The 20069-nt window shown below is 60.5% G+C and carries 17 protein-coding genes; 14 read left to right on the top strand and 3 right to left on the bottom strand.

Annotated elements, in window-relative coordinates; genetic code table 11:
• Positions 1-15 precede the first annotated feature (15 nt).
• From HNR03_RS14170 to HNR03_RS14110, 13 genes are all read left to right on the top strand, one after another.
• Positions 16-1044: a polysaccharide biosynthesis/export family protein gene (locus HNR03_RS14170; protein ID WP_090182734.1), complete on the top strand. Its 1029-nt coding sequence runs from the start codon at positions 16-18 to the stop codon at positions 1042-1044.
• Between the two features lie 17 nt (positions 1045-1061).
• Positions 1062-2654 carry a Wzz/FepE/Etk N-terminal domain-containing protein gene (locus HNR03_RS14165; RefSeq protein ID WP_259154204.1) on the top strand — a complete coding sequence of 531 codons (1593 nt, stop codon included), beginning with the start codon at positions 1062-1064 and terminating at the stop codon, positions 2652-2654.
• Positions 2651-3739 (top strand): glycosyltransferase family 4 protein, encoded by a 1089-nt coding sequence (locus tag HNR03_RS14160; RefSeq protein ID WP_259154203.1) that lies wholly within the window; start codon positions 2651-2653, stop codon positions 3737-3739. Before HNR03_RS14165 ends, HNR03_RS14160 begins: the two co-directional genes overlap by 4 nt.
• On the top strand, positions 3736-5103 hold the full coding sequence (locus HNR03_RS14155) for an O-antigen ligase (RefSeq protein ID WP_222585945.1): 1368 nt from the start codon (positions 3736-3738) through the stop codon (positions 5101-5103). The genes HNR03_RS14160 and HNR03_RS14155 overlap by 4 nt, the downstream gene beginning before the upstream one ends.
• Complete coding sequence (locus HNR03_RS14150; RefSeq protein ID WP_259154201.1) at positions 5100-6068, top strand: glycosyltransferase; 969 nt, start codon at positions 5100-5102, stop codon at positions 6066-6068. Before HNR03_RS14155 ends, HNR03_RS14150 begins: the two co-directional genes overlap by 4 nt.
• On the top strand, positions 6061-7197 hold the full coding sequence (locus HNR03_RS14145; protein WP_259154200.1) for a glycosyltransferase: 1137 nt from the start codon (positions 6061-6063) through the stop codon (positions 7195-7197). Before HNR03_RS14150 ends, HNR03_RS14145 begins: the two co-directional genes overlap by 8 nt.
• 12 nt (positions 7198-7209) lie before the next feature.
• Positions 7210-8211, top strand: coding sequence for a polysaccharide deacetylase family protein (locus HNR03_RS14140; protein ID WP_259154199.1), 1002 nt, complete (start codon positions 7210-7212; stop codon positions 8209-8211).
• Positions 8208-9512, top strand: coding sequence for a lipopolysaccharide biosynthesis protein (locus HNR03_RS14135; protein WP_259154198.1), 1305 nt, complete (start codon positions 8208-8210; stop codon positions 9510-9512). Before HNR03_RS14140 ends, HNR03_RS14135 begins: the two co-directional genes overlap by 4 nt.
• Entirely contained in the window at positions 9509-11428 is a 1920-nt protein-coding gene (locus HNR03_RS14130) for a hypothetical protein (RefSeq protein ID WP_259154197.1), read from the top strand. Before HNR03_RS14135 ends, HNR03_RS14130 begins: the two co-directional genes overlap by 4 nt.
• A gap of 86 nt (positions 11429-11514) precedes the next feature.
• Positions 11515-12204: an N-acetyltransferase gene (locus HNR03_RS14125; protein ID WP_259154196.1), complete on the top strand. Its 690-nt coding sequence runs from the start codon at positions 11515-11517 to the stop codon at positions 12202-12204.
• 4 nt (positions 12205-12208) lie between these two features.
• Positions 12209-13429 carry a GNAT family N-acetyltransferase gene (locus HNR03_RS14120; RefSeq protein WP_259154195.1) on the top strand — a complete coding sequence of 407 codons (1221 nt, stop codon included), beginning with the start codon at positions 12209-12211 and terminating at the stop codon, positions 13427-13429.
• Entirely contained in the window at positions 13401-14192 is a 792-nt protein-coding gene (locus HNR03_RS14115) for a ChbG/HpnK family deacetylase (RefSeq protein ID WP_259154194.1), read from the top strand. Before HNR03_RS14120 ends, HNR03_RS14115 begins: the two co-directional genes overlap by 29 nt.
• A gap of 114 nt (positions 14193-14306) precedes the next feature.
• The gene (locus tag HNR03_RS14110; RefSeq protein WP_259154193.1) at positions 14307-14999 is read left to right on the top strand and encodes a GNAT family N-acetyltransferase; all 693 of its coding nucleotides are present in this window, start codon (positions 14307-14309) and stop codon (positions 14997-14999) included.
• A 730-nt stretch (positions 15000-15729) separates the two neighbouring features.
• On the opposite strand, the gene HNR03_RS14105 is transcribed toward HNR03_RS14110, so the two are convergent.
• Entirely contained in the window at positions 15730-16539 is an 810-nt protein-coding gene (locus HNR03_RS14105; RefSeq protein WP_259154192.1) for a class I SAM-dependent methyltransferase, read from the bottom strand.
• 181 nt (positions 16540-16720) lie between these two features.
• On the opposite strand from HNR03_RS14105, the gene HNR03_RS14100 reads away from it, so the two are divergent.
• Positions 16721-17107, top strand: coding sequence for a hypothetical protein (locus tag HNR03_RS14100; RefSeq protein ID WP_222585934.1), 387 nt, complete (start codon positions 16721-16723; stop codon positions 17105-17107).
• A gap of 1 nt (position 17108) precedes the next feature.
• Here HNR03_RS14100 and HNR03_RS14095 read toward each other — a convergent pair whose 3' ends face one another.
• Both HNR03_RS14095 and HNR03_RS14090 read right to left on the bottom strand, forming a co-directional pair.
• Positions 17109-18536, bottom strand: a complete 1428-nt coding sequence (locus tag HNR03_RS14095; protein WP_090182714.1) for a sigma-54 dependent transcriptional regulator — start codon at positions 18534-18536, stop codon at positions 17109-17111.
• Positions 18505-19998, bottom strand: coding sequence for a sensor histidine kinase (locus HNR03_RS14090; protein WP_259154188.1), 1494 nt, complete (start codon positions 19996-19998; stop codon positions 18505-18507). The genes HNR03_RS14095 and HNR03_RS14090 overlap by 32 nt, the downstream gene beginning before the upstream one ends.
• Between the last annotated feature and the right edge of the window lie 71 nt (positions 19999-20069).

The raw sequence follows: 20069 nt of genomic DNA, 5'->3' as shown, positions 1-20069 counted from the left end.
GAAAAGGATGACGACATGAACGCCAAAATGCTTGTCCTGCTGTTGCTGCCGCTTGCAGGCTGCACCAGCAATACCGAAACCCAGCACATGCCGGTGAATATCCTCACGGCCTCACCGGCCAACGCCCAGGCCACCGACATGCCCAAGGTCGAACAGACCTTGCGGCCCCAGGATGTGCTGGACGTGATCTTCCACATCAGCACCAGCGGCTCGGATGCCTACCGCATCCAGTCCGGTGACCAGATCGGCCTGAATTTCACCGCCGCCAGCCAGCTCAACGGCAATCAACTGGTGCTGCCCGACGGCAGCATCGAACTGCCAGGCGCCAACACCTCGGTGAAAATCGCCGGGCTGACCTCCGAACAGGCACGTGAGGAAATCCAGCGCGCCTATCAGCGCAAGCAGCTGTTCCAGCCTAATCGCAATCAGCTGTCCGTGCAGGTCATCAGCCCGCTGAGCAATGAGTCCAACCTCAAAAGCGCCCTCAACCACCCCGCTACCGGCATGAGCCGGGAGATCACCGTGGGCACCGACGGCTACGCCAGCTTCCCGGAAATCGGCGCCGTGCCGCTGCAAGGCATGACCGTCAATCAACTGGAAACTTTCCTTAATCAACGCTACGCGAACCTGCCAGGACGGATGACCGTCGACGTGATGCTCAAGTCCACCGCCGGCAACGAAATCTATGTGCTGGGTGAAGTCGGCCAACCGGGTTCCTACCCGATCCGCCGGCCGGTCTCGGTGCTTGAGGCGCTGACCCTGGCCCGTGGCAGCAACACCAAGGCGCGGCTCGATTCGGTGATGATCATGCGCCGCAATGGCAACCAGGTGCAGGCCGTGCGCTACGACGTCGAAAAAGCCCTGGCGGGCGATGCGTCGCAGATCGCCTACCTGCAACCGGACGACATGCTGTACGTGCCCAAGACCAAACTGGCCAGCGCCGGTGACCTCGCGCGGCAATTGGCGGATGTGGTGTTGTTCCAGGGCGTGGGCTTTAGCTTCGGCTACCGCGTCGACAACAAAGGCAGCAGTAACAGCAACTAACTCTCAGGTGACCCGACATGAATCCAAAGGAAAACTACCTGCATGAGTTCTTCAGGATCTTCTTCGCCAACAAGCAGTTGGTGAAGCGAGTCTTCCTGGTCTTTGCAGTGATCGCCCTGGTCTTGCCGCTGATGCTCAAGCAGAGCTTCGATATCACCGCTCAGGTGATCGTGCAGTCCAAGAAACTTTCGCAGGGGGACGCCACCACCTCCCTCACTCAAGACAACGCCACCTTCATTCCGCCTTCGCTGGCGGACATGGAAACCGAAAGCAATATCCTGCGCTCGCCGGCGTTGATTCGGCAGACCATCAGCGAGTTGCGCGACAAGGGCGAGTACACACCCGCCCCCAGCCTGCTCAATAAACTGGTGAGCCAGCCGTTCAAGCGCTTCGTCACCACGCCGATTCGCGAATACGTGATCAACCCGGTGAAATCCGCGTTGGGCATGGAAACCGATCCGGTACGCGACACGACGCTGGATGCGCTGACCCAGGAAGCCGTCGACAAGCTCAAGATCGAAACCCTGCCTGGCTCCAACGTGATCTCGATCATCTACAGCTTCGGCGATCCGCATCAGGGCACGCAGTTTGTCGCTGCCTTGCTGCAAAACTACCTGGCCAGTCGCCAGGAACTGCAATCGATCGACCTGCCGCAAGCCTTCTATGAAACCAAGAAGCATCAGTATCAGGTGCGTCTTGATGGCCTGGAAGGGACTCGGCTGGCATTGCTCGAAGGCGTCGGCTCGGCGGATCCGAAGGAAGAAATCACCTTCCGCCTCAACGCCATCAACACCGAAGAGCAAGCGCTCAACCTGTACCAGGACCGCCGGTTGCAGAGCCAACGCTGGCTCGACTACCTGAAAAGCAGCCTGGCTGCGGCGAGCAATTCCAAACTCAACGACTACACCTTCCCCTACACCTTCACCACCACTGTGGACAACGTGGCATTCGAAGACCGCGAGATCAAACAGATGGGTGAGGCGCTGACCACCCAGGTCAGCCGCTACATGAACGACCTGGCGATCTTCCAGCCCGGCAGTGAACCGATGCTGCTGACCCGCGAGCAGATTTCCCGTACCCGCCAGCAGTTTTTGAAAGTGGTGAGCAACCGGATTCAGGAACGCACCAACGACCTGGCGATTGTCAGCTCGGTGATCGATCAGAAAACCGCGCGCATCGCCGAGTTCAAGAACCGCATTCACCAGTTGCAGGAAACCCAGAGCAAGCTGCGGCAGATGGACACCGAGATCGACGCCTTGCACGCGGCGTTCTCCACCTACGCCCAGCGCTTTGCCGAAAGCAGCACCGCTCGCTCGCTGGACAACGACCTGTCCAACGCACGGGTGCTCAGCCCACCGTACGAACCGACCGATCCAGCGTTTCCAAAACCGTTCCTGATCATTCCGTTCGGCCTGTTCACCGGTCTGCTGCTGGCCATTGCCCTGGTCTACGTGCGTGAGTTCTTCGATCATCGCTTCAAACACCCTGCGCAAATCACCCATGAACTGGGCTTGCCGGTGCTGTTGGTGATCAACGATCAGAACGTGGAACCGGTCAATCCACATGGCAACTGGTCCGTGCCTAGCCTCGTGCATTGGGTGCGCAATTGAACGCGCCGCTCATCCCTTCCCTGCCGATCATTCATTTGCTCAGCAGCGGCGGCTTCTATGGGGCTGAGCGGATGCTGCTGGACCACTGCCTGGCGACACCGGGGCAGCACCAGGTGCTGTTTCTCGATGCGCCGCCGGAACTGATCGCGCGGTTTCGCCAGGCCGGGGTCGATTGCCAGGGTTGCGCAGGGCTTGGGGAGTTGCTGGCGCATTTGCGCCAGCGCCGGGCCGAACAGCCGTTGATCAATACCCACAACTTCAAGGGCCTGTTGTTTGGCTGGGTCGGCGCAACGTTGTTGCGCCTGCCGCTGGTCATCACTCAGCACGGTTTTACCCCGCGCAGTCGCAAGCAGAAGTTCTACACCTGGCTGAGCCTGCAACTGTGCCGCACGGCGTCGGTGAATCGCGTGGTCTGCGTCGCCGAAAGCATCGCCGTGCTGTGCCGCCAGGCCAGTGTCCGCGACGAAAAACTGCAAGTGATTCCCAATGGTTTACCGGCGCCCACCGCTCCTCTGCCCCACAGCGTGACTCGCCAGCGTCGGCTGGCCGGTTACGTCGGACGGCTGAGCAGCGAAAAAGGCCCGGACCTGTTTCTTGATGCGCTGATTCCGCTGTGTCAGCAACACCCGCAACTGGACGCCGTGATGCTCGGCGACGGCCCGGAACGGGAGAGTCTGCTGGCGCGAATCAACGCCGCCGGTTTGCAGGACCGCATCACCCTGCCGGGTTACCAGACGGACATGGCGGTGTGGTGGCGGCGACTCGATGCGCTGGTAATCAGCTCGCGCACCGAAGGCACGCCGATGATTCTGCTTGAGGCGATGCAGGTCGGCGTGCCGGTGGTGGCGTTTGCCGTCGGCGGGATTCCCGACGTGCTGCAACATCGACACAACGGCCTGCTGGCAACACCTGCCGACAGCGCCGCCCTCGCCCATCAGGTTGACACCCTGCTGACGGAACCGGTACTGGCACGGACGCTGATTGACAACGCAAGACGTACGCAACTGGATCGCTATGACCTTAAGGCCCTGGCCGAACGCTGGTCGCAGCTTTATATCCGTACAGCACGGGAGGCACGCGCGTGATTTTTCCGCTCTCGATCGTCAGTTTGCTCGGCCTGGTCTGCCTCGCTTTGTTGGCCAGCCCTTATCCGTATCTGGCACCGGGGGCGGTGTTGGGCCTGGTGGGTGTCACGCTGTTTTACCGAAAACCCACCTGGGGTTTGCTCGGGATCGCCGCGCTGGTGCCGTTCGAAGGGTTCTTCAAGGACAGTTCGCTGTCGGGCACCAAGTTCCTCGGTGCGTCTCTGGCCGTGATCCTGATGCTGCAACTGGCCATCCACCAGATTCCGTCCGAGCGTCTGCGCAGCAACCTCTGGCGCTACCTGGTCTGGTTCATGGTCTTGTACTTCCTGAGCCTGCTCAATACCGATGACCTGGGCATGTCGTTGGGGCATTTGCGTGAGCTGAGCGTCGGCCTGGTGCTGTTTGTGATCACCCTGCTGATCGGCCGTGAATTGAACCTGGACCTGTTCGCCAAATTCGTGACCCTCAGTGTCACGATGACCTGCGTACTGGCCATGTTCTCCAGCAAATATCAGGACCAGGGTCGGGCCGCCGGCCTGCTCGAAGACCCGAACGCGTTTGCCATGCTGATCGCTTTCGCGGTACCGCTGGGCCTGTTGCTGGTGGTCCGCAGCCCGAATTTTCTGCACCGGTTGTTCTGGGGCGCGTGCTGCATCTTGCTGTTGGGCGGCATGACCAAGACCGAATCCCGTTCGGGCCTGGTGGTGCTGTTTCTCAGCCTGGTGATCGGTGCCTGGCACTACCGCACCGAGCTGACGCGTATTCGTCCGCGGCATCTGGGGTTCGCCATGCTTGGCGTGGTGCTGGTGATTCCGCTGGCCATTGCCGTGATGCCGGCCGGTTATGTCGCGCGCATTCAGTCATTGAGCATCTTGAGTGCCGGGGCCAAAAGCCAGGACGAATCCCTGGGCCGTCGCGCTTCGTACATCGTGGTCGGCAGCCAGATGATCCGCGAAAACCCATTGCTCGGTACCGGGCCCGGGACCTTCCCGCTGCATTACGCCACCACCGGTTACGCCAAAGCCTTCTCTGCCAATCGCAAAGTCGGTGACTTGTACCGCCGCGCCCACAACACCTACCTGGAAATCTTCAGTGAACTGGGGATTCCCGCCGGCCTGTTGTTCGTCGGCATGCTCGCGCTCGGCTTGTACAACCTGATCCGCGCCCGTCGCCTCTGGATGCAGCGAAACAATCGCGAAGAGGCGGACATGATGACGCACCTGGCCATGAGTTTTCTGTCGTTGACGCTGTTCTTGATGTTCCTCAGCGCACCCAACCAAAAGTACGTGTGGATCATGCTCGCCCTGACCAGCGTGCTGCGTTTGAAAGCTGAAGAACGCCCATTTCCGGAGGCCAAGGCATGAGCCGCATCAGTATTGTCATTCCGATGTACAACGAAGCCCGTCACATCGCGCGGACCTTGCTGGCGGCGCAGAAAGCGGCGCATGCCGCCAGTCTCGAGTGCGAACTGATCGTGGTCGACAACGGCTCGCAGGATCAGGGCCCGCACATTGCCCGCCAGTTCGGCGCTCAGGTGCTGGTGCAGCCGGGCTTGCTGATCGGTGCCCTGCGTAATCGCGGGACCGCCATAGCGACCGGCGAATGGCTGGCCTTCATCGACGCCGATATCGAAATGCCCGAGGACTGGCTGATCCGTCTGATCGCACTCGAAGCCAGCGGCCAGGCCGACGTGTTTGGCCTGGACCTGCACACGCCAGCCCAGGCGCCCTGGTACGCCACCGCCTGGCAACGCCGCACCTTGCGCCCTTCTAACCACGCAATTCGCGTGGTGGACTGGTTGCCCAGCTCCAACTTGCTGATGCGTCGGGCCTGGTTCGACAAGGTCCAGGGGTTTGACGAAAAGCTGCGCACCGGCGAGGACAAGGATTTCACCTTGCGCCTGCATCAGGCCGGCGCGCGGTTGCTGGCTACCAATCAAAGCGTTGCCCTGCATTGGGGCTATGAAGCCAATTGGAATGAGTGGATGGGCAAGGAAATGTGGCGTCAGGGCAGTCACCTGCAACTGCTGCGCACCCATGGCGTGAGCCTGCGATTACTGCGCTTCCCGCTGCTCTCGCTCAGCGCCTGGGCACTGGACTTGCTGGCGCTCTCAGCCTTGCTCGACGGCTTCCCCCACCATGCCGCCGTCATGCTGGCGCTGACCAGCGTGCCGGCGCTGGTCATGAGCCTGCGCCAGAGCCACGAGCACCGAAACCCGTTTTTGTCCCTGCAACTCTGGGGCCTGCACTGGGTACGCCTGCACATCGCCGGCGCGGCGTTCATCCTTAGCCTTTGCCAGTGGAATGCCAGGAGACCTGCCCGTGGCTGAATTCATTTTCTGGTTGTGCCTGTTGCTTCCGGTGTATGCCTACCTGGGTTACCCACTGCTGCTGACGCTCCTGTCGCCGTTGTTTGAGGCGCGGCGTCACACGGTGCCGCTGCCAATGAACGTGAGCATCGTCATTGCCGCCCACAACGAGGCGCGGCACATCGAGCACAAGCTGCGCACCCTGCTCGCCCAGGACTATGAGCCCACGTCACTGCAGATCATTCTGGCCAGCGACGGCTCGACCGATGACACCGTGGCCTGCGCCCACAAGGTCGTCGACCCGCGCATCACCGTGCTTGACCTGCCCCGCCAGGGCAAGGCCGCGACCCTCAATGCCGGCGTGGCATTGAGCACCGGAGATATCCTGGTGTTCACCGATGCCGACAACCAATGGTCGCGCGACACCCTCGGTCACCTGCTGGCGCCGCTGAGCGACCCGCAGGTCGGCGCCTGCGCCGGGCACATGGTGATCCCGGTCACCGGCGGCGGCCTGAGCATCGGCGACAGCCTTTATCGACACTACGAAGGCTGGCTGCGCCGGGTGGAAAACCGCACCGGCTGCATGGTCTCCGCCGACGGCGCCCTGCTCGCCTTGCGCCGCGAGTTGTTCCAGAACGTGCCGGCCGAGGTCAACGATGACTTCTTCATCAGCACCTGCGCACCGGTGGCGTTCAAACGCATTGTCTATGTGCCCGAAGCGCAAGTGATCGACCACGGTGTCGACGAAGCAGACAAACAATTTCGCCGTCGTCAGCGTGTCACCGTCGGGGGGCTGCAAAGCCTGGCCCAACGCAGCGAGCTGCTCAATCCGCTGAAGCATGGCCTGTATTCGATTGCATTGATCAGCCACAAGTTGATTCGCCGACTGGCGCCGATCCTGTTGTTGCCGCTGCTACTGAGCAATTTCTGGCTGTGGGAGGACCACGGTTTCTATCGCCTGAGCCTGATCGCGCAACTGTTCGGTTACACCGTGGCCATCGCCGGCCTGCTCGATTCGCAACACCGTTTACCCAAACCCTTTCGCCTCGCCGCGTTCCTGTTGGTGACCCTTGTCGGCATGAGTATCGGCTTGTGGCAGTTCCTGCGTGGCCAGCGGTATGCCCAGTGGAATCCCGAGCAAAATCGTTGAAAGGACTGAGCCATGGCAATCAAACAACTCTTAAAAAGTACCAGTGGCTGGCTGTATCTCAATTCGTCGGTGGGGCGCAATCAATTGCAGGGCGCTGGGGTGATTCTGATGTTGCACCGGGTGCTGGCCAGCGATGACGCCGCCGACCTGCCCCACCGCAATGAACTGTGCGTGGGGCCGAAGGCCTTCGAGCATTTGCTGGGGTGGCTGAAAAAGCATTTCGATTGCGTGTCATTGATGGAGATCCTGCAACCCGGCAAGGTCAGATCGGATCGGCCGAAAATCACCCTGACCTTTGATGACGGCTGGCGCGACAACGCCTTGAACGCTTTCCCGCTGTTGCAGAAATATCAGGTGCCGGCGAGCATCTTTCTTTCCACCGATTTCATCGGCAGCCGTCAACGGTTCTGGTGGGAAAGCATCGGCGAAACCCTCTGGGGCAGCCACGGCGAACGGGCGCGCAAGCAATTGATCGATTGCCTGCAACAGATCGGTCGGCCGCTGCCCGTGCCCTTCGACGAGCTGGATGTCGAACGTCGCAGCCTGGTCTTGCTGCATTTTCTGCAAAGCCTGAAAACCCTGAGCCCGCAAGACCTCAATCGACTCACCGATGAATGCCCAGACGAGTCATTGCCCCAGGCACTGGACTGGCATCAAGTGCGTTCGCTGGAAGCCTCCGGGCTGGTGCGGTTCGGACCTCATGGCGCCAGCCATGCAATCCTCACCGGTCTTGACGATCAGCACTTGCATGAAGAGTTGAGCCGCAGCCGCGATGCCTTGCTCAACGGTTGCAACCGGCCGCTGCCGGTCTATTGCTACCCCAACGGCGACAACGATGCCCGGGTGCGCAAACAGGTTTGCGAGCATGATTTCCCGTTCGCCCTGGGCACCGGCACCGGGATTTATCGGCGCAACTGCGACCCCTTGAACCTGCCACGGTTCGGCGTCAGCCAGCGGGCGGCGCGCAACCCTCAGCTGCTGTCCTGGCGCTTGTATCGCGGGGCACGCGCATGAGCCGCAGCCACTACTTGAAACACCTGGCCCTGAGCATGGGCACCAAACTGGCCATGATCGGTTTGCGCCTGATGCGCAACGTGTTGCTGGCGCGGATTCTCGGGCCCAGCGAACGCGGTCTGTTTGCCTTGCTCAGCACCCTGCCCGACCTGATCAGCGCCGCCACCAGCGGCGGCTTGAATTCGGCCGTGGGTTATCAGGCGGCCAAGCAACGGCCCATGGGTTTGCTGTTGAGTCAGGTGCTGGTGTTCGGTTGCTTGCTGGCGGGCCTTTTGACCTTGCTGGTGGTCGCCCTGGTGCGCGAGTTTGGCAGTGAACTCGACATCACCATGCAACTGGGCCTACTGGCCTGGCTGTTGCTGCTGGCGGTGCCGTTGACCGTACTCAAGAGCGGCTTGCTGACGCTGCACAACGCGTCGGGTGGCGTGGTCGCGTTCAATGCCTTGCGCCTGGTGGAATCGCTGGCGCCGCTGCTGCTGTTCCTGGCCTTGTTCTGGATGTGGAAAGACTCCGCGCTGGAAGCTGCGCTGATCAGTTGGTTGTCGGGGATCAGCCTGGTGGTGCTGGCCGGCTGGTTCTGGCTCAAACGCGATCAGCCGCTGAAATTGCAATGGGACCGCGCCAGCCAGAACGAACTGCTACGCTACAGTGCCCGCAGCCATCCCGACCTGCTGTTCCAGCAAGTGATCCTGCGCTCTGATTACCTGTTCATCGGCGCCCTGCTCGGCAGCACCGCGCTCGGTCATTACGCCATGGCCAGCGCCGCCGCCGAATTGCTGCTGATCGTCCCGGAAGCCGTGACCACGCCGCTGATGAAACGCCTGCTGCAACAGGAAGAAGGCATCGACAAAGTCACGCCGCTGGCCCTGCGCCTGACCGCCACGGTGATGCTCGGCGCGTGCCTGACCATGGCGGTGATTGGTGAATGGCTGATCGTGACATTGTTCGGCGTCGCCTATCAGCCTGCTTATCCAGCCCTGCTCGCGCTGCTGCCGGGCCTGTTGGGCTTGTGTTACGCGAGCATCCTGCGCCTGGACCTGCTGGGCAAAAACCGTCCCGGCACCATTTCACTGTTGATGGGCCTGGGTGCCTTGCTGAACCTGGCGCTGAACCTGGTGATGATTCCGGCTTACGGCATCGTTGGCGCAGCAGCGGCTTCATCCATCGCTTATGTGGCGGTGACCCTGGCGCTGCTGGTGATGTACTGCCGCTTAAGCGGCGTGCCGGTCTGGCAAACCCTGATCATCCTGCCCAGCGACGTGACGCCGATGCTGCACATGCTGCAAAGGAAATCGGCATGAAGTATTTCGCGCTGCTGGTGGGCCTGGGCCTGTCGCTCGACGCCTGGAGCGCGTCCATGCGTTGGGGCGACATTCGCGATGGCAGCCTGTACCTGCAAACGGATCGCCCGGACACGCTGACGGTCCGTTGGACCCCGGCCTGGCAAGCGGATGCCAACGAAGAACGCCTGTACCTGCTCGATGGCAAAGGCAAGCTTGAGGGCGAACGGCTGATCGCCGCCAGCGAATCGCGCGGCACCCAGAGCTGGCCGTTGGCGCCCAGCGCTGCCAGCTACCAACTGGCAATTCCGGGCTACAGCTTCCGTCGCTACAAGGTCGAACACGACGAGCACACGGTGGCGCTGTTCGCCCCGGCCAAGGTGCATTTCAGCGCCGAAACCCGTGACGGCGACGAGTTGTTTTTCAAGGTCGCGCCGGGAGAACACGCGGTACTGGCCGGCAAGTTCCACGGTGGCGTCAGCGCCTTGCAAGCGCAGCGGGTCGGTGACAGCAAGCAAGTGGCGCTGGCGTTGAAGCCGTATCGGGCTTACTGGCAGTTCGACAAGGTCGAGTTGCCCGTCACCCGCGACGAACAAGTCTGGCGCCTGCGCCTGCAAGGCAGCGGCAAAGTGGCGTTCTGGCTCGACGGTACGGCCAACCTGTTTGCGCAGAATCCGCAGCAACTCAAGCCGCTGCGCGAGGACGACGGCCAGACCCGTTTGACCCTGACCAAACAAGTGCTGGGACCGACCCCGAACCTGGGCATTGCCCTGCCCTACGTCTCGCCACCGGAATCGAGTTTTGCGGTGCTCGATGCGCTCAAGCCACAGGCGGGCACTTACTACAGCTTCGTCGACATCACGGCGAAGAACCCGCACTACGAAGACGCTTTCCGTCGGTTGTATCAAGACCGTTTCGGCATCACCCAGGACATCACTCTGTTGGCCGGTAGCGAACGCCAGGCTGACCTGCGTGCCGACACCATGAGCAACGCCGGCCTCGACGCCTGGCTCGCGGCGACACGCGCCCTTGGCGGCAAAGGCACGCATTACATCGGTTTTGCCGACGAGCCGAACCTCAACTACCCCGACTACGCCCACTATCAAAGCATCTTCAACAGCATGGCCCGGCAAGTGCGCAGCGATCCGGCAAACGCCAAGGCGGGCGTGCGCATCGCCATGCCCGCCAGTTCACGGTTGATCAACGGACCGTTTGCCGACAATGCCGCCGACAAGCGCGGCATCGATTGGGCCAAACGCCTGCTGGCCGAATCTGGCGACAACATCGATGCCCTGGCCTGGCACGAATGGATGATTCGCGATTTGCTGGCGACCCGGGTCTACCGTGACAGCGTGCGCCGCGCCGCCGATCTGGTCGGCCTCGACGCCCAGGGTAGGCCGCGCAAAGCCTTGCTGCTGGACCAGACCAACATGTCCAGCGGTTCCAGCCTCAGCCCTTACGATCAGGAAACCCACTTCGCCTCGTTGTGGTGGGCCTCGGTGGTGATCAACTCGTCTCAGGATGGCTTGCTGGAAATGTTGGGCTGGTTCCAGGCCGCCGACGAACCGAACTACCCCAAAGGCATGTTGCGCGTACTCGGCAACGATCGTTTTGAACTCAAACCAGTGGGACTGGCCCAGCAATTCATCCAGCAACATTGGCTGCACGACGTGATTCGTCTGGAAAACAGCGCCTTCGAGGTCGATGTGCTGGCCATGGCCGAAGACCTCAAACGCAGCCTGCTGGGCGTCAATAAAGGCACGCGCTTGCAGCGTGTGGATCTGTCCGGAGTCAGCTGTCCGCTGGCCAAGGGGTCATTGCGCTATTTCGGCGCCGACAATCGCAGCCGCGACGCACCGTTCAACTGCCAGAACGGGCGCGTCAGTTTCGAACTGCCTGGACTGACCCTGTTCAGCCTCAGCTGGAGCGCCTCATGAATGCCCACGAATTGAAAAGCGACGCCGGACCTTGGCCGCGCCTCGCACCACTCCACTTTCGGCCTATGCCGTCAGGAGTCGATGACATGAGTATTTTCAACAAGCTCAGCGAACACATCCGGCAAAAAGGCTTGCGCACCACCTTTAAAAAAGCCTGGAAACACTACGTGTTTTCCCACAAAGAACTGTTGTGGATGGAGCGAGACCTGATCAGTCCGGTGCCGCCGTACAAACTCAGGTCCTACCCGCCGCTGCAAGTAGTCACCATCACCCCGGAGAACGCCGTGGCCTTCACCCGTTACTTCGGTGATCGCGTGGACACCATGGCCGAACTGGCCCGCGAAGGCTACACCGGCCACATGCACGTCGACGATCAGGGGGACGCGGTAGCGTTCATCTGGGGCGCTGCCCGTGACTATTACGACAAGCACTATTACGGCTGCACGTTCCCGGTGAAAAAAGGTGAGTTCTTTGAATTCGGCGGTGAGCTGACCCGCGCGTATTGGGGCACTGCATTGTCGATGGACCTGCAAACGGAATTATGGAAAGCCATGCTGGCGCAGGGCTGCAACAAGGTCGTGGATGTCTGTGAGTTCCACAATGTCCCGGCCCTCAAACTGCACATACGCACCGGTTACAACGAACAGGGGCGGATCATGAACGTCTACGAGCTGTTTGGTCGCTGGCGCTTCTACCGCGAATCCCATTACAGCGGCTCACGTCTGGATGCCTTGCGCAAACCGGCCCGTGAACCTGCCACAGCAGCGGCGACCTGACCCTATGGCAGCACGATTTGAATGGCGCACTTCGCTGTGCGCCCCTGACTTCCCGGCAACGGCGTATGAAACGTTGCGTCTGCGGGTGACGGACCACACGCCGTTCAATGCCCTGGCCTGGATGTGCGCATCCGAACAGGCATTGAAAGCCGGGGAAAGTCTGCACGTGCTGCTTGGCTGGCAAGGCAGTGAACTGGTCTTGTGCCTCCCCTTGGTGGCATCCGTCGAGCGTTTCGGCGGACTGCCCTTTCGCGTGCTGCATCACCTTGGCTATCCCCTCACCGACCGCCTGGCCTTACTCGCCAGAATGGACCGGGAGAATGTCCGCAAGGCATTGGTCGAGATCCGCCGGCAGCTTCCCCATGCCCTGCTGCAACTCAATGAGTTATCCGAACCTGTCGGCGAAGAAAGTGCCCTGACCGAGTGGATGGCGCACTCCTCGACCGGTGAACGACGCCTCAGTTGCCGGGTGCCGGTGCACCTGATCAGCGACGCCGATCACCAGGAAGTGTCGGGCGACCCACGCTACAAGTTGCGCCGTGCGCGCAAACGCATCGCGGCATGTGGCGCCCAGGTCCGGCGGATCACGCCGGACGCGATAACCATGGGTCCGCTGTTGCAGGCCATCAGTGAAGTCGAAGCAGTGAGCTGGAAAGGCGATGAAGGCGTCGGGATTTTTTCCGACGAACGCCACCGACGATGGATGGACCGAGCCTTCACCGCTCTGGCAGCACAAGGATTGGTTCGAGTGGTCGTGCTGGAACTGGACGGGCGTTGCATCAGCTATCGACTCGGGTTGCTGGAGCAAGGCCGACTCTACGATTACAACCTGGCCTTCCTGCCGCAATACGCCGATCTGGGCAGCGGTCGGGTGCTGCTCGAAGAGTGGATTCGCTGGGGGCTGGATGAACACTGGCACTGGATCGATGCGTCGCGGGTGAGCCTGGAAAACTCCAGCCATCAACTTCACGAACGCATGACCGGGCAACTGGAACACTGGCGCTGGAGCTTCTATTCATGGCGCCCCAGCGGTCTTGCACTGGGCCTGGCGCTGAGGCTTTGGCAGAGGCTCAAACCTTCATTGCAAAAATGGCGAGCCAAACGCGCCGCAGCGGCCGTGGCCGTGGCACCCGCACCGGCTCCCGTCGCCGCACCCGTCAAAGCGGCGCCCATCGAACTGAACAGGGAGGGCGGACATGCCTCGCCAAGTCATAGTCAACGCTGACGATTTCGGTCTCAGCGCCTGCGAAAACGCGGTGATCCTGGGGGCCTTCCAGGCCGGGCTGATCAGCTCCGCCACGGCCATGGCCAACATGCCGGCCTTTGAGGCCGCCTGCATCATGGCCCAGCATCCGTTACTGAAAAACCGCATCGGCCTGCATTTCAACCTGACGTACGGACGCCCCTTGAGTCGGTCGATGCTGGGTCGTACGAACTTCTGCGATCGCAGCGGCGTGTTTGATCTCAACCTTTCCCGCCACCGTCTGTGGCTGAGTCGCCGGGACCGTACCGCGGTGCTGGAGGAGTTGCAGGCCCAATGGCAACGTTGCGTGGACCACGGCGTTCGCCCGAGCCACATCGATTCTCATCAGCACGTGCACAACATCTGGCCCATCGGCGAAATCGTCGCCCGCTTCGCGGCCAGCCAGGGCGTACCCGTGCGCCTTGCGCGCAATCTCGGGCAAAACCTGAGCCTGCCCAAACGAGTGTTCAAGACCTTGCTCAATGGTCGGCTGCAGCATCTGGCGGGTGTGACCGCCGATTACGTGTGCACCCCGGTTGACCTGCGTAATGAGGCAATGCCCACCGACGGCGTGCTGGAAATCGTGGCCCATCCGACCCAGCTCGGGGCGGATTTCGGTGATGCCTACTTGCGTCCCGAGGAGTCGCTGACACAGCTGCTGGAGCAGCGACTTCACGGTGTTCCCCGGGTGTCTTATGGCGCTGTGAACAGCGTGTCAGCCACCGCGGAAGTTGCACTCGAATGAGTTACATACGTTGCAACATATTCAAGGCCGGCGCCTTGAGATGAGTTTGCACCGTTGATCTATATCCATAAAAGACGTTCCACACACACCCTGGCTATGGCTAAGGAGAGCTTCATGAGCACCATCGAAAAGCTTCGCGAACGTATCAAACAAAAAGGCTTGAGCCGCACGTTCAACACGCTGTGGAAACGCTACGTGTTCTTCCACAGGGAGCTTTTGTGGATGGAGCGCGACTTGGTCAGTCCGGTGCCACCGCACAAATTACGTCCCTACTCGGGCCTGCGCATGGAGGTCATCACCCCGGAAAACGCCACGGCATTCGCCAAGCATTTTGGCGACCGCGTCGGCACCATGGCCGAGCTCGCCGCCGAAGGTTACACCGGGCACATGTACCTGGACGAAGGCGGCCACGCTGTCGGGTTTATCTGGGGCAGCGTGCGTGATTACCACGACCGTCACTATTACGGTTGCTGGTTCCCGGTCAAACCCGGCGAGTTCTTCGAGTTCGGCGGCGAAATGATCCGCGCCTACTTCGGCACCAGCCTGTCAGTGGATGTTCAGGTCGCCCTCTGGGAGGCGATGCGCGCCCAGGGTTGCCACAAAGTGGTGGACGTCTGCGAAACCCACAACATCCCGGCGCTGAAATTGCACATTCGCATGGGCTACCACGAACAGGGCCGCGTCACCCACATCTACTCCCTGTTCGGTCGCTGGCGCTTCTACCGCGAAACCCGCTACGACGGCTCACGCCTCGACCCGCTGCGCAAACCGGGCCGGCCAGTGGTGACCGGCGCGGCGAGTGCCTGATTGCTGGTTGAAACTGTGGGAGCGGGCTTGCTCGCGATGACGGTCGTACCTTCAGCATTGCGGTGAGTGATCAACCGCTATCGCCAGCAGGCTAGCTCCCACAAGGGATCTTCAGTGAACACAGCATTTGTGTTCGACAAAGATCAACTGTGGGAGCGAGCCTGCTCGCGATGACGGTCGAACATTCAGCTTTGAGGTGACTGATCAATCGCTTTCGCGAGCAAGCCCGCTCCCACAAGGGATCTTCAGTGAACACAGCATTGGTGTTCAACGACGAACAAATGTGGGAGTGAGCCTGCTCGCGATGACGGACGAACATTCAGCGTTGAGGTGACTGATCAACCGCTATCGCCAGCAGGCTAGCTCCCACAAGGGATCTTCAGTGAACACAGCATTGGTGTTCAACGACGAACAAATGTGGGAGTGAGCCTGCTCGCGATGACGGGCGAACATTCAGCTTTGCGGTGACTACTAAATCGCTATCGTCAGCAGGCTAGCTCCCACAAGGGATCTTCAGTGAACACAGCATTGGTGTTCAACGACGAACAAATGTGGGAGTGAGCCTGCTCGCGATGACGGTCGAACATTCAGCTTTGCGGTGACTGATCAACCACTATCGCCAGCAGGCTAGCTCCCACAAGGGATCTTCAGTGAACACAGCATTTGTGTTCGACAAAGATCAACTGTGGGAGCGGGCTTGCTCGCGAAGGGGTCAGTTGGTGCAACACATTTACTCGCGCTTCACCGCCACCATCGTAAAGCACAATGGCAGCTGCGCTTTCTGCTGTTCATACCGGTCGTAGAGTTCCTCGCGGTTGGAATGCGGGTATTCCTTGAAGTGGCTGATTTGCAGCCCCGCTTCGATGGCGCCGGTGAGGATTGCGCCCAGGGTGTGGACGAACCAGTAGGAGGAAGCGGCCGGCTGGTCGACTTTGCCTTCGTAGACGATCGGCTGGTTCTGCACGAACGGTTCGCTGCGAAAATACGAGCTGTCCAGGCGATAGGGATCCTCTGACTCCGGGTCGAACATTTCCAGGAACGGATGGGTTTCGTACACCACCAGCGCGCCGCCGGGCTTTAGGGTGCGCGCGACATGGCGAAAAAACTGCGCAATGTCCGGCATCCAGTTCAGCACGCCGATGGTGATCAATGCCCTGTCGAACCGGTCGTGAAGCTCAGTGGGCAGGTGATGAATGTCTGCCTCGATGAATTGCGGCTCATGGGGCGAGCGAGCCGCCAGTTCCCGCGCCTGAGCGAGAAACGCTTCAGACTGATCAATGCCCACCACACTGCGGGCGCCCAGGGCAAACAGCGAGATGCTTTCGCGCCCGTTGTTGCAACCCAGTTGCACCACAGCCTTGCCGTCGACGCCCACCTGTTCCAGAACACCCGTCAACGTTGCATCCAGGCAGGAGAAGTCCCCCTGCCCCACGGCGATCAAAAGCGTCGGCCATTCGGGGGTGTCCTGGTGGTGTCGGGCGGAGTCGTTCCAGGCATCGCGGTTGCTGGCGATGGCTTTTTCGTTGGTCGGCATGTCCATTTGCGCGCGTCCTCACTCGGATCTTTATTGACCGGCACGAGTCTAGGTCAGGCCTTCGAAAAAGCCCATTTGGCGTTTGTTGGAATGTTGTAACCCGGGCATTGCGAACGCGTGCCTGTACGGCAGGCTATAGTTAATGGCCTTGGGGATGTGCGGGACAATCGACTTCACAGGTGTTGCCATGAAAAAAACCGATCTGCCACTGTTGATCGCCCTCAGCCTGACCGCCATCGCTGGCGCCCAGGCGGACGAGAGCCTGACACCCACCACCGACTACAGCAGTGAGTTCAATTATTACGGCGCCGACCAGCCCTTCGCTCACCCGGTGCCGCCGTCCATGAGTATCGTGCCGCCGGGTTCCTACATCCCGACGGCGCCTGGGAATTTCATTCCGATTGCCAGTCAGCACGACTTCCACGACTCCCGGTTACCGACCATCGCGGACGCCTCCGTCCGGGTCTTTGTCCGTTCCTACGATGCCGAACACGGCGTCTACGTGAACGAAGAAGTCCTCGACCCCTCGTGTCTGCTCGAGTGCCTCAGTCGCCAAGGGCCATTGATGCAGTGATTCACCATTGCCGTTTGTCCGGGCGCGCGAGGCCGAGTTTTTCGATCCGGTAGCGCAACATGTCGCGGCTCAGGCCCAGCAGGCGTGCCGACTTGGTGACGTTCCAGTCGGTCTTGTCGAGCATCTTGCGCACCATGTCGCGCTCGACTTCCGGCAGGTTCATCGACTCGTTGGCGCTGTACAGCGGACGCGGCTCGTGGTGTTGGGGTTCTTGCAGCACGATCGGATCATCCACCAGGCTCAGGCACACATTGAGCTGATGGGCCGCAATCGTATCGCTCTGCGCCAGCAGCACGGTTTGCTCCAGCATGTTGCGCAGCTCACGCACGTTGCCCGGCCAGCTGTAGCTGAGCAGCAGTTGTTCAGCCTGGTCGCTGAAATGCAGGTTCGGCTTGCCATAGCGTTTGCCGTGGGTCGCCAGAAAATGTCGAGCCAGCAGCAGGATGTCCTCGCCACGGGCATACAGGCGCGGAACCTTGATCGAAATGATCCTCAGGCGGAAAAACAGGTCACGCCGGAACTTGCCCTGTTGAACCATTTGTTCGAGGTTGCAATTGGTGGCGCTGATCACCCGCAAGTCGACCTTGCGCTCCTTGACCGAGCCGACCCGGCGAATGGTCCGGTCTTCTAGCAGCTTGAGCAATTTGGCTTGCAGCAGCAGGTCCATTTCCCCGACTTCGTCGAGAAACAGCGTGCCGCCGTCAGCCGCTTCGACCAGACCGACACGGCGGTCCTTGGCGTCGGTGAAAGCGCCCTTCTCGTGGCCGAACAGTTCCGACTCCACCAGATTGGAAGGAATCGAGGCGCAGTTGAACTCAATGAACGGGCCTTTGCTGCGCGGACCGTCGAAGTGCAGCGCCCGGGCCACCAGCTCCTTGCCTGTACCGGTTTCACCTTCCACCAGCACCGGCGGCAGGTCGGTGTTGGCCATGCGCCGTTCGGCGTCGAGCAGCTGGGCGATGGTGTTTTTCAAGTAGTGCATCGGCGCCGATTCACCGATCAACGCTTGCACGCCTGACTTCTGCGCCTCGCGTTCCTGATAGAACGACAGCGTGCGTTCCATGCGATCGGTGGCCAGGGCCTTGTCCAGCAGCAACTTGAGCTCCGGCAAGGCCACCGGTTTGGTCACGTAATGAAACGCGCCCTCTTTCATCGCCACCACGGCGTCTTCGACGTTGCCGTAACCGGTCATCATGATCACTTTCAGATCCGGCGCGCTGACGCGCAGCTTCTGGATCAGGTCATGACCACTCATGCCCGGCAGCGAGTTATCGGTCAATACCACGTCTGGAGCAAATGTGCCCAATTGCTCCAACGCCTCTTCAGCCGAGTGGCAAACCGTCACCTCGAAGTCTTTGCGCTCCAGGTAGGTCTGAATATTCTCGGCCAGGAGTTCATCATCCTCGACCAGCAGTATGCTGTGCTCCATAGTCCCCTCCCGTTGCCACTTTAAAATTGAGACAGACGCGGGTTCCTTCCTGCTCCTGGCTGGTCAATTCAACCGAGCCTTCGAAGCGTTCCATTATTCGTTTGACGAGGGCCAGGCCAACGCCCAACCCTCCCTGTTTGGTTGTAAAAAACGGCTTGAAGACCATTTGCTGCTGCTGTTTGCTCATGCCTTTGCCGGTATCGCTCAACGTCATCTGCACCTGCCCAGGGTGAGGTTGTTCTATGTCGATACTGAGCACGCCGCCCTTGGGCATGGCCTCCAGGGCATTGGCGAACAGGCTATTGAGAATTTGCGTGAGCAGCACCTGTTGACTGACGACCGGTGGGCAGGCTTGCGGCGTGAAGTGCACTTGCACGTTGGAACGTTTGATCAGCGCATCGAAAGCGCTCAGGGTGTCATCGATGGCCAGCACCAGGTCCACGGTTTCGTAGTCGTCGTTCATGGGCCGCAACGACACCAGCAACTCCCGCACCCAGCGCGACATGCGGTCGACCTGACTGATGATGTCGCCAATGTTCCGTTGCGCCCCATCGCTGGCGATTTCCTGGGCCAGTTCGGCACTGGAGCGAATGTTCGCCAGCGGATTGCGCAAACTATGAGCGACCGCCGAGGACATTTCCCCCAGGGCAACGAAAGTCTCGTTGGTGATCAATTGTTTTTGCTGGCTTTGCAGCAGCATCGATGCGCGCCGCACAATCCAGAACAACCCAAGGTAGATGAGCAGGCCACCCAGCGCAGTCGCCAGCCAGATGGCTTTGAAACCGCGCTGGATACGTTCGACCAGGTCCGCCGGTTCCTTGTAGATCTCGACCATGGCTATCACTTTGCTCTTGTCAGCATTGAACATCGGAATGTAATTCTCGATGAACAGGTACTTGGGTTCGCGCAGCAGCATCTGTTCGGGACGCTCGTCGTCGATCTTGTGGTAGCTGGTGGACACGAGTTCCTTCATTTCAAAGGATTCGTCCAGTTCCTCGTCACCTTCGACGCGCATGCCGATCATTTTCGGGTTGGTCGACCAGACCACCGTGCGATCCAGCGCATACACCACCGCCAACAGCGTATCGGGCAGGTTTTCGACATGATCGAGAAACTCTGTGCGGGCCGCCGCACGGGAACCCGGATTGACGTCGGGATAGGCGTTTTCATCGCGTGGATCGAGCATTTCACCCATGGTTCTTTCCGGGGTGATGCCGGCATGGCGAATTTCTCCATCACCGATGGCCTGGATGAACTGCGCAGTCAGCATGGAATCACGCTCGACGCTTTCATCGACGACAAAACGCGTGGACACATAGCCCAACCCCAACGCGACAGCCGCGATGATGAAAAAGCTGCCCAAGGAAAACCAGCGCAGCAGATTGAACTGTCCGTTGCGGCCCGGGGTGTCTGCTGCAGACACCTCCGGTGCCGTTGTTGTGGGTGATTCCTGATTCTGCATGGGAATGTCCTGAGGCATGCATCACGCTTTTCAGCCGTATCACCGATCAGTGTAGGTGGCATTGATCGCGC

Source organism: Pseudomonas sp. JAI111 (genome assembly GCF_024809425.1).
Lineage (GTDB): Bacteria > Pseudomonadota > Gammaproteobacteria > Pseudomonadales > Pseudomonadaceae > Aquipseudomonas.
The sequence above is the reverse complement of the archived record's forward strand: the minus strand, read 5'-3'. Positions and strand labels throughout refer to the sequence as shown.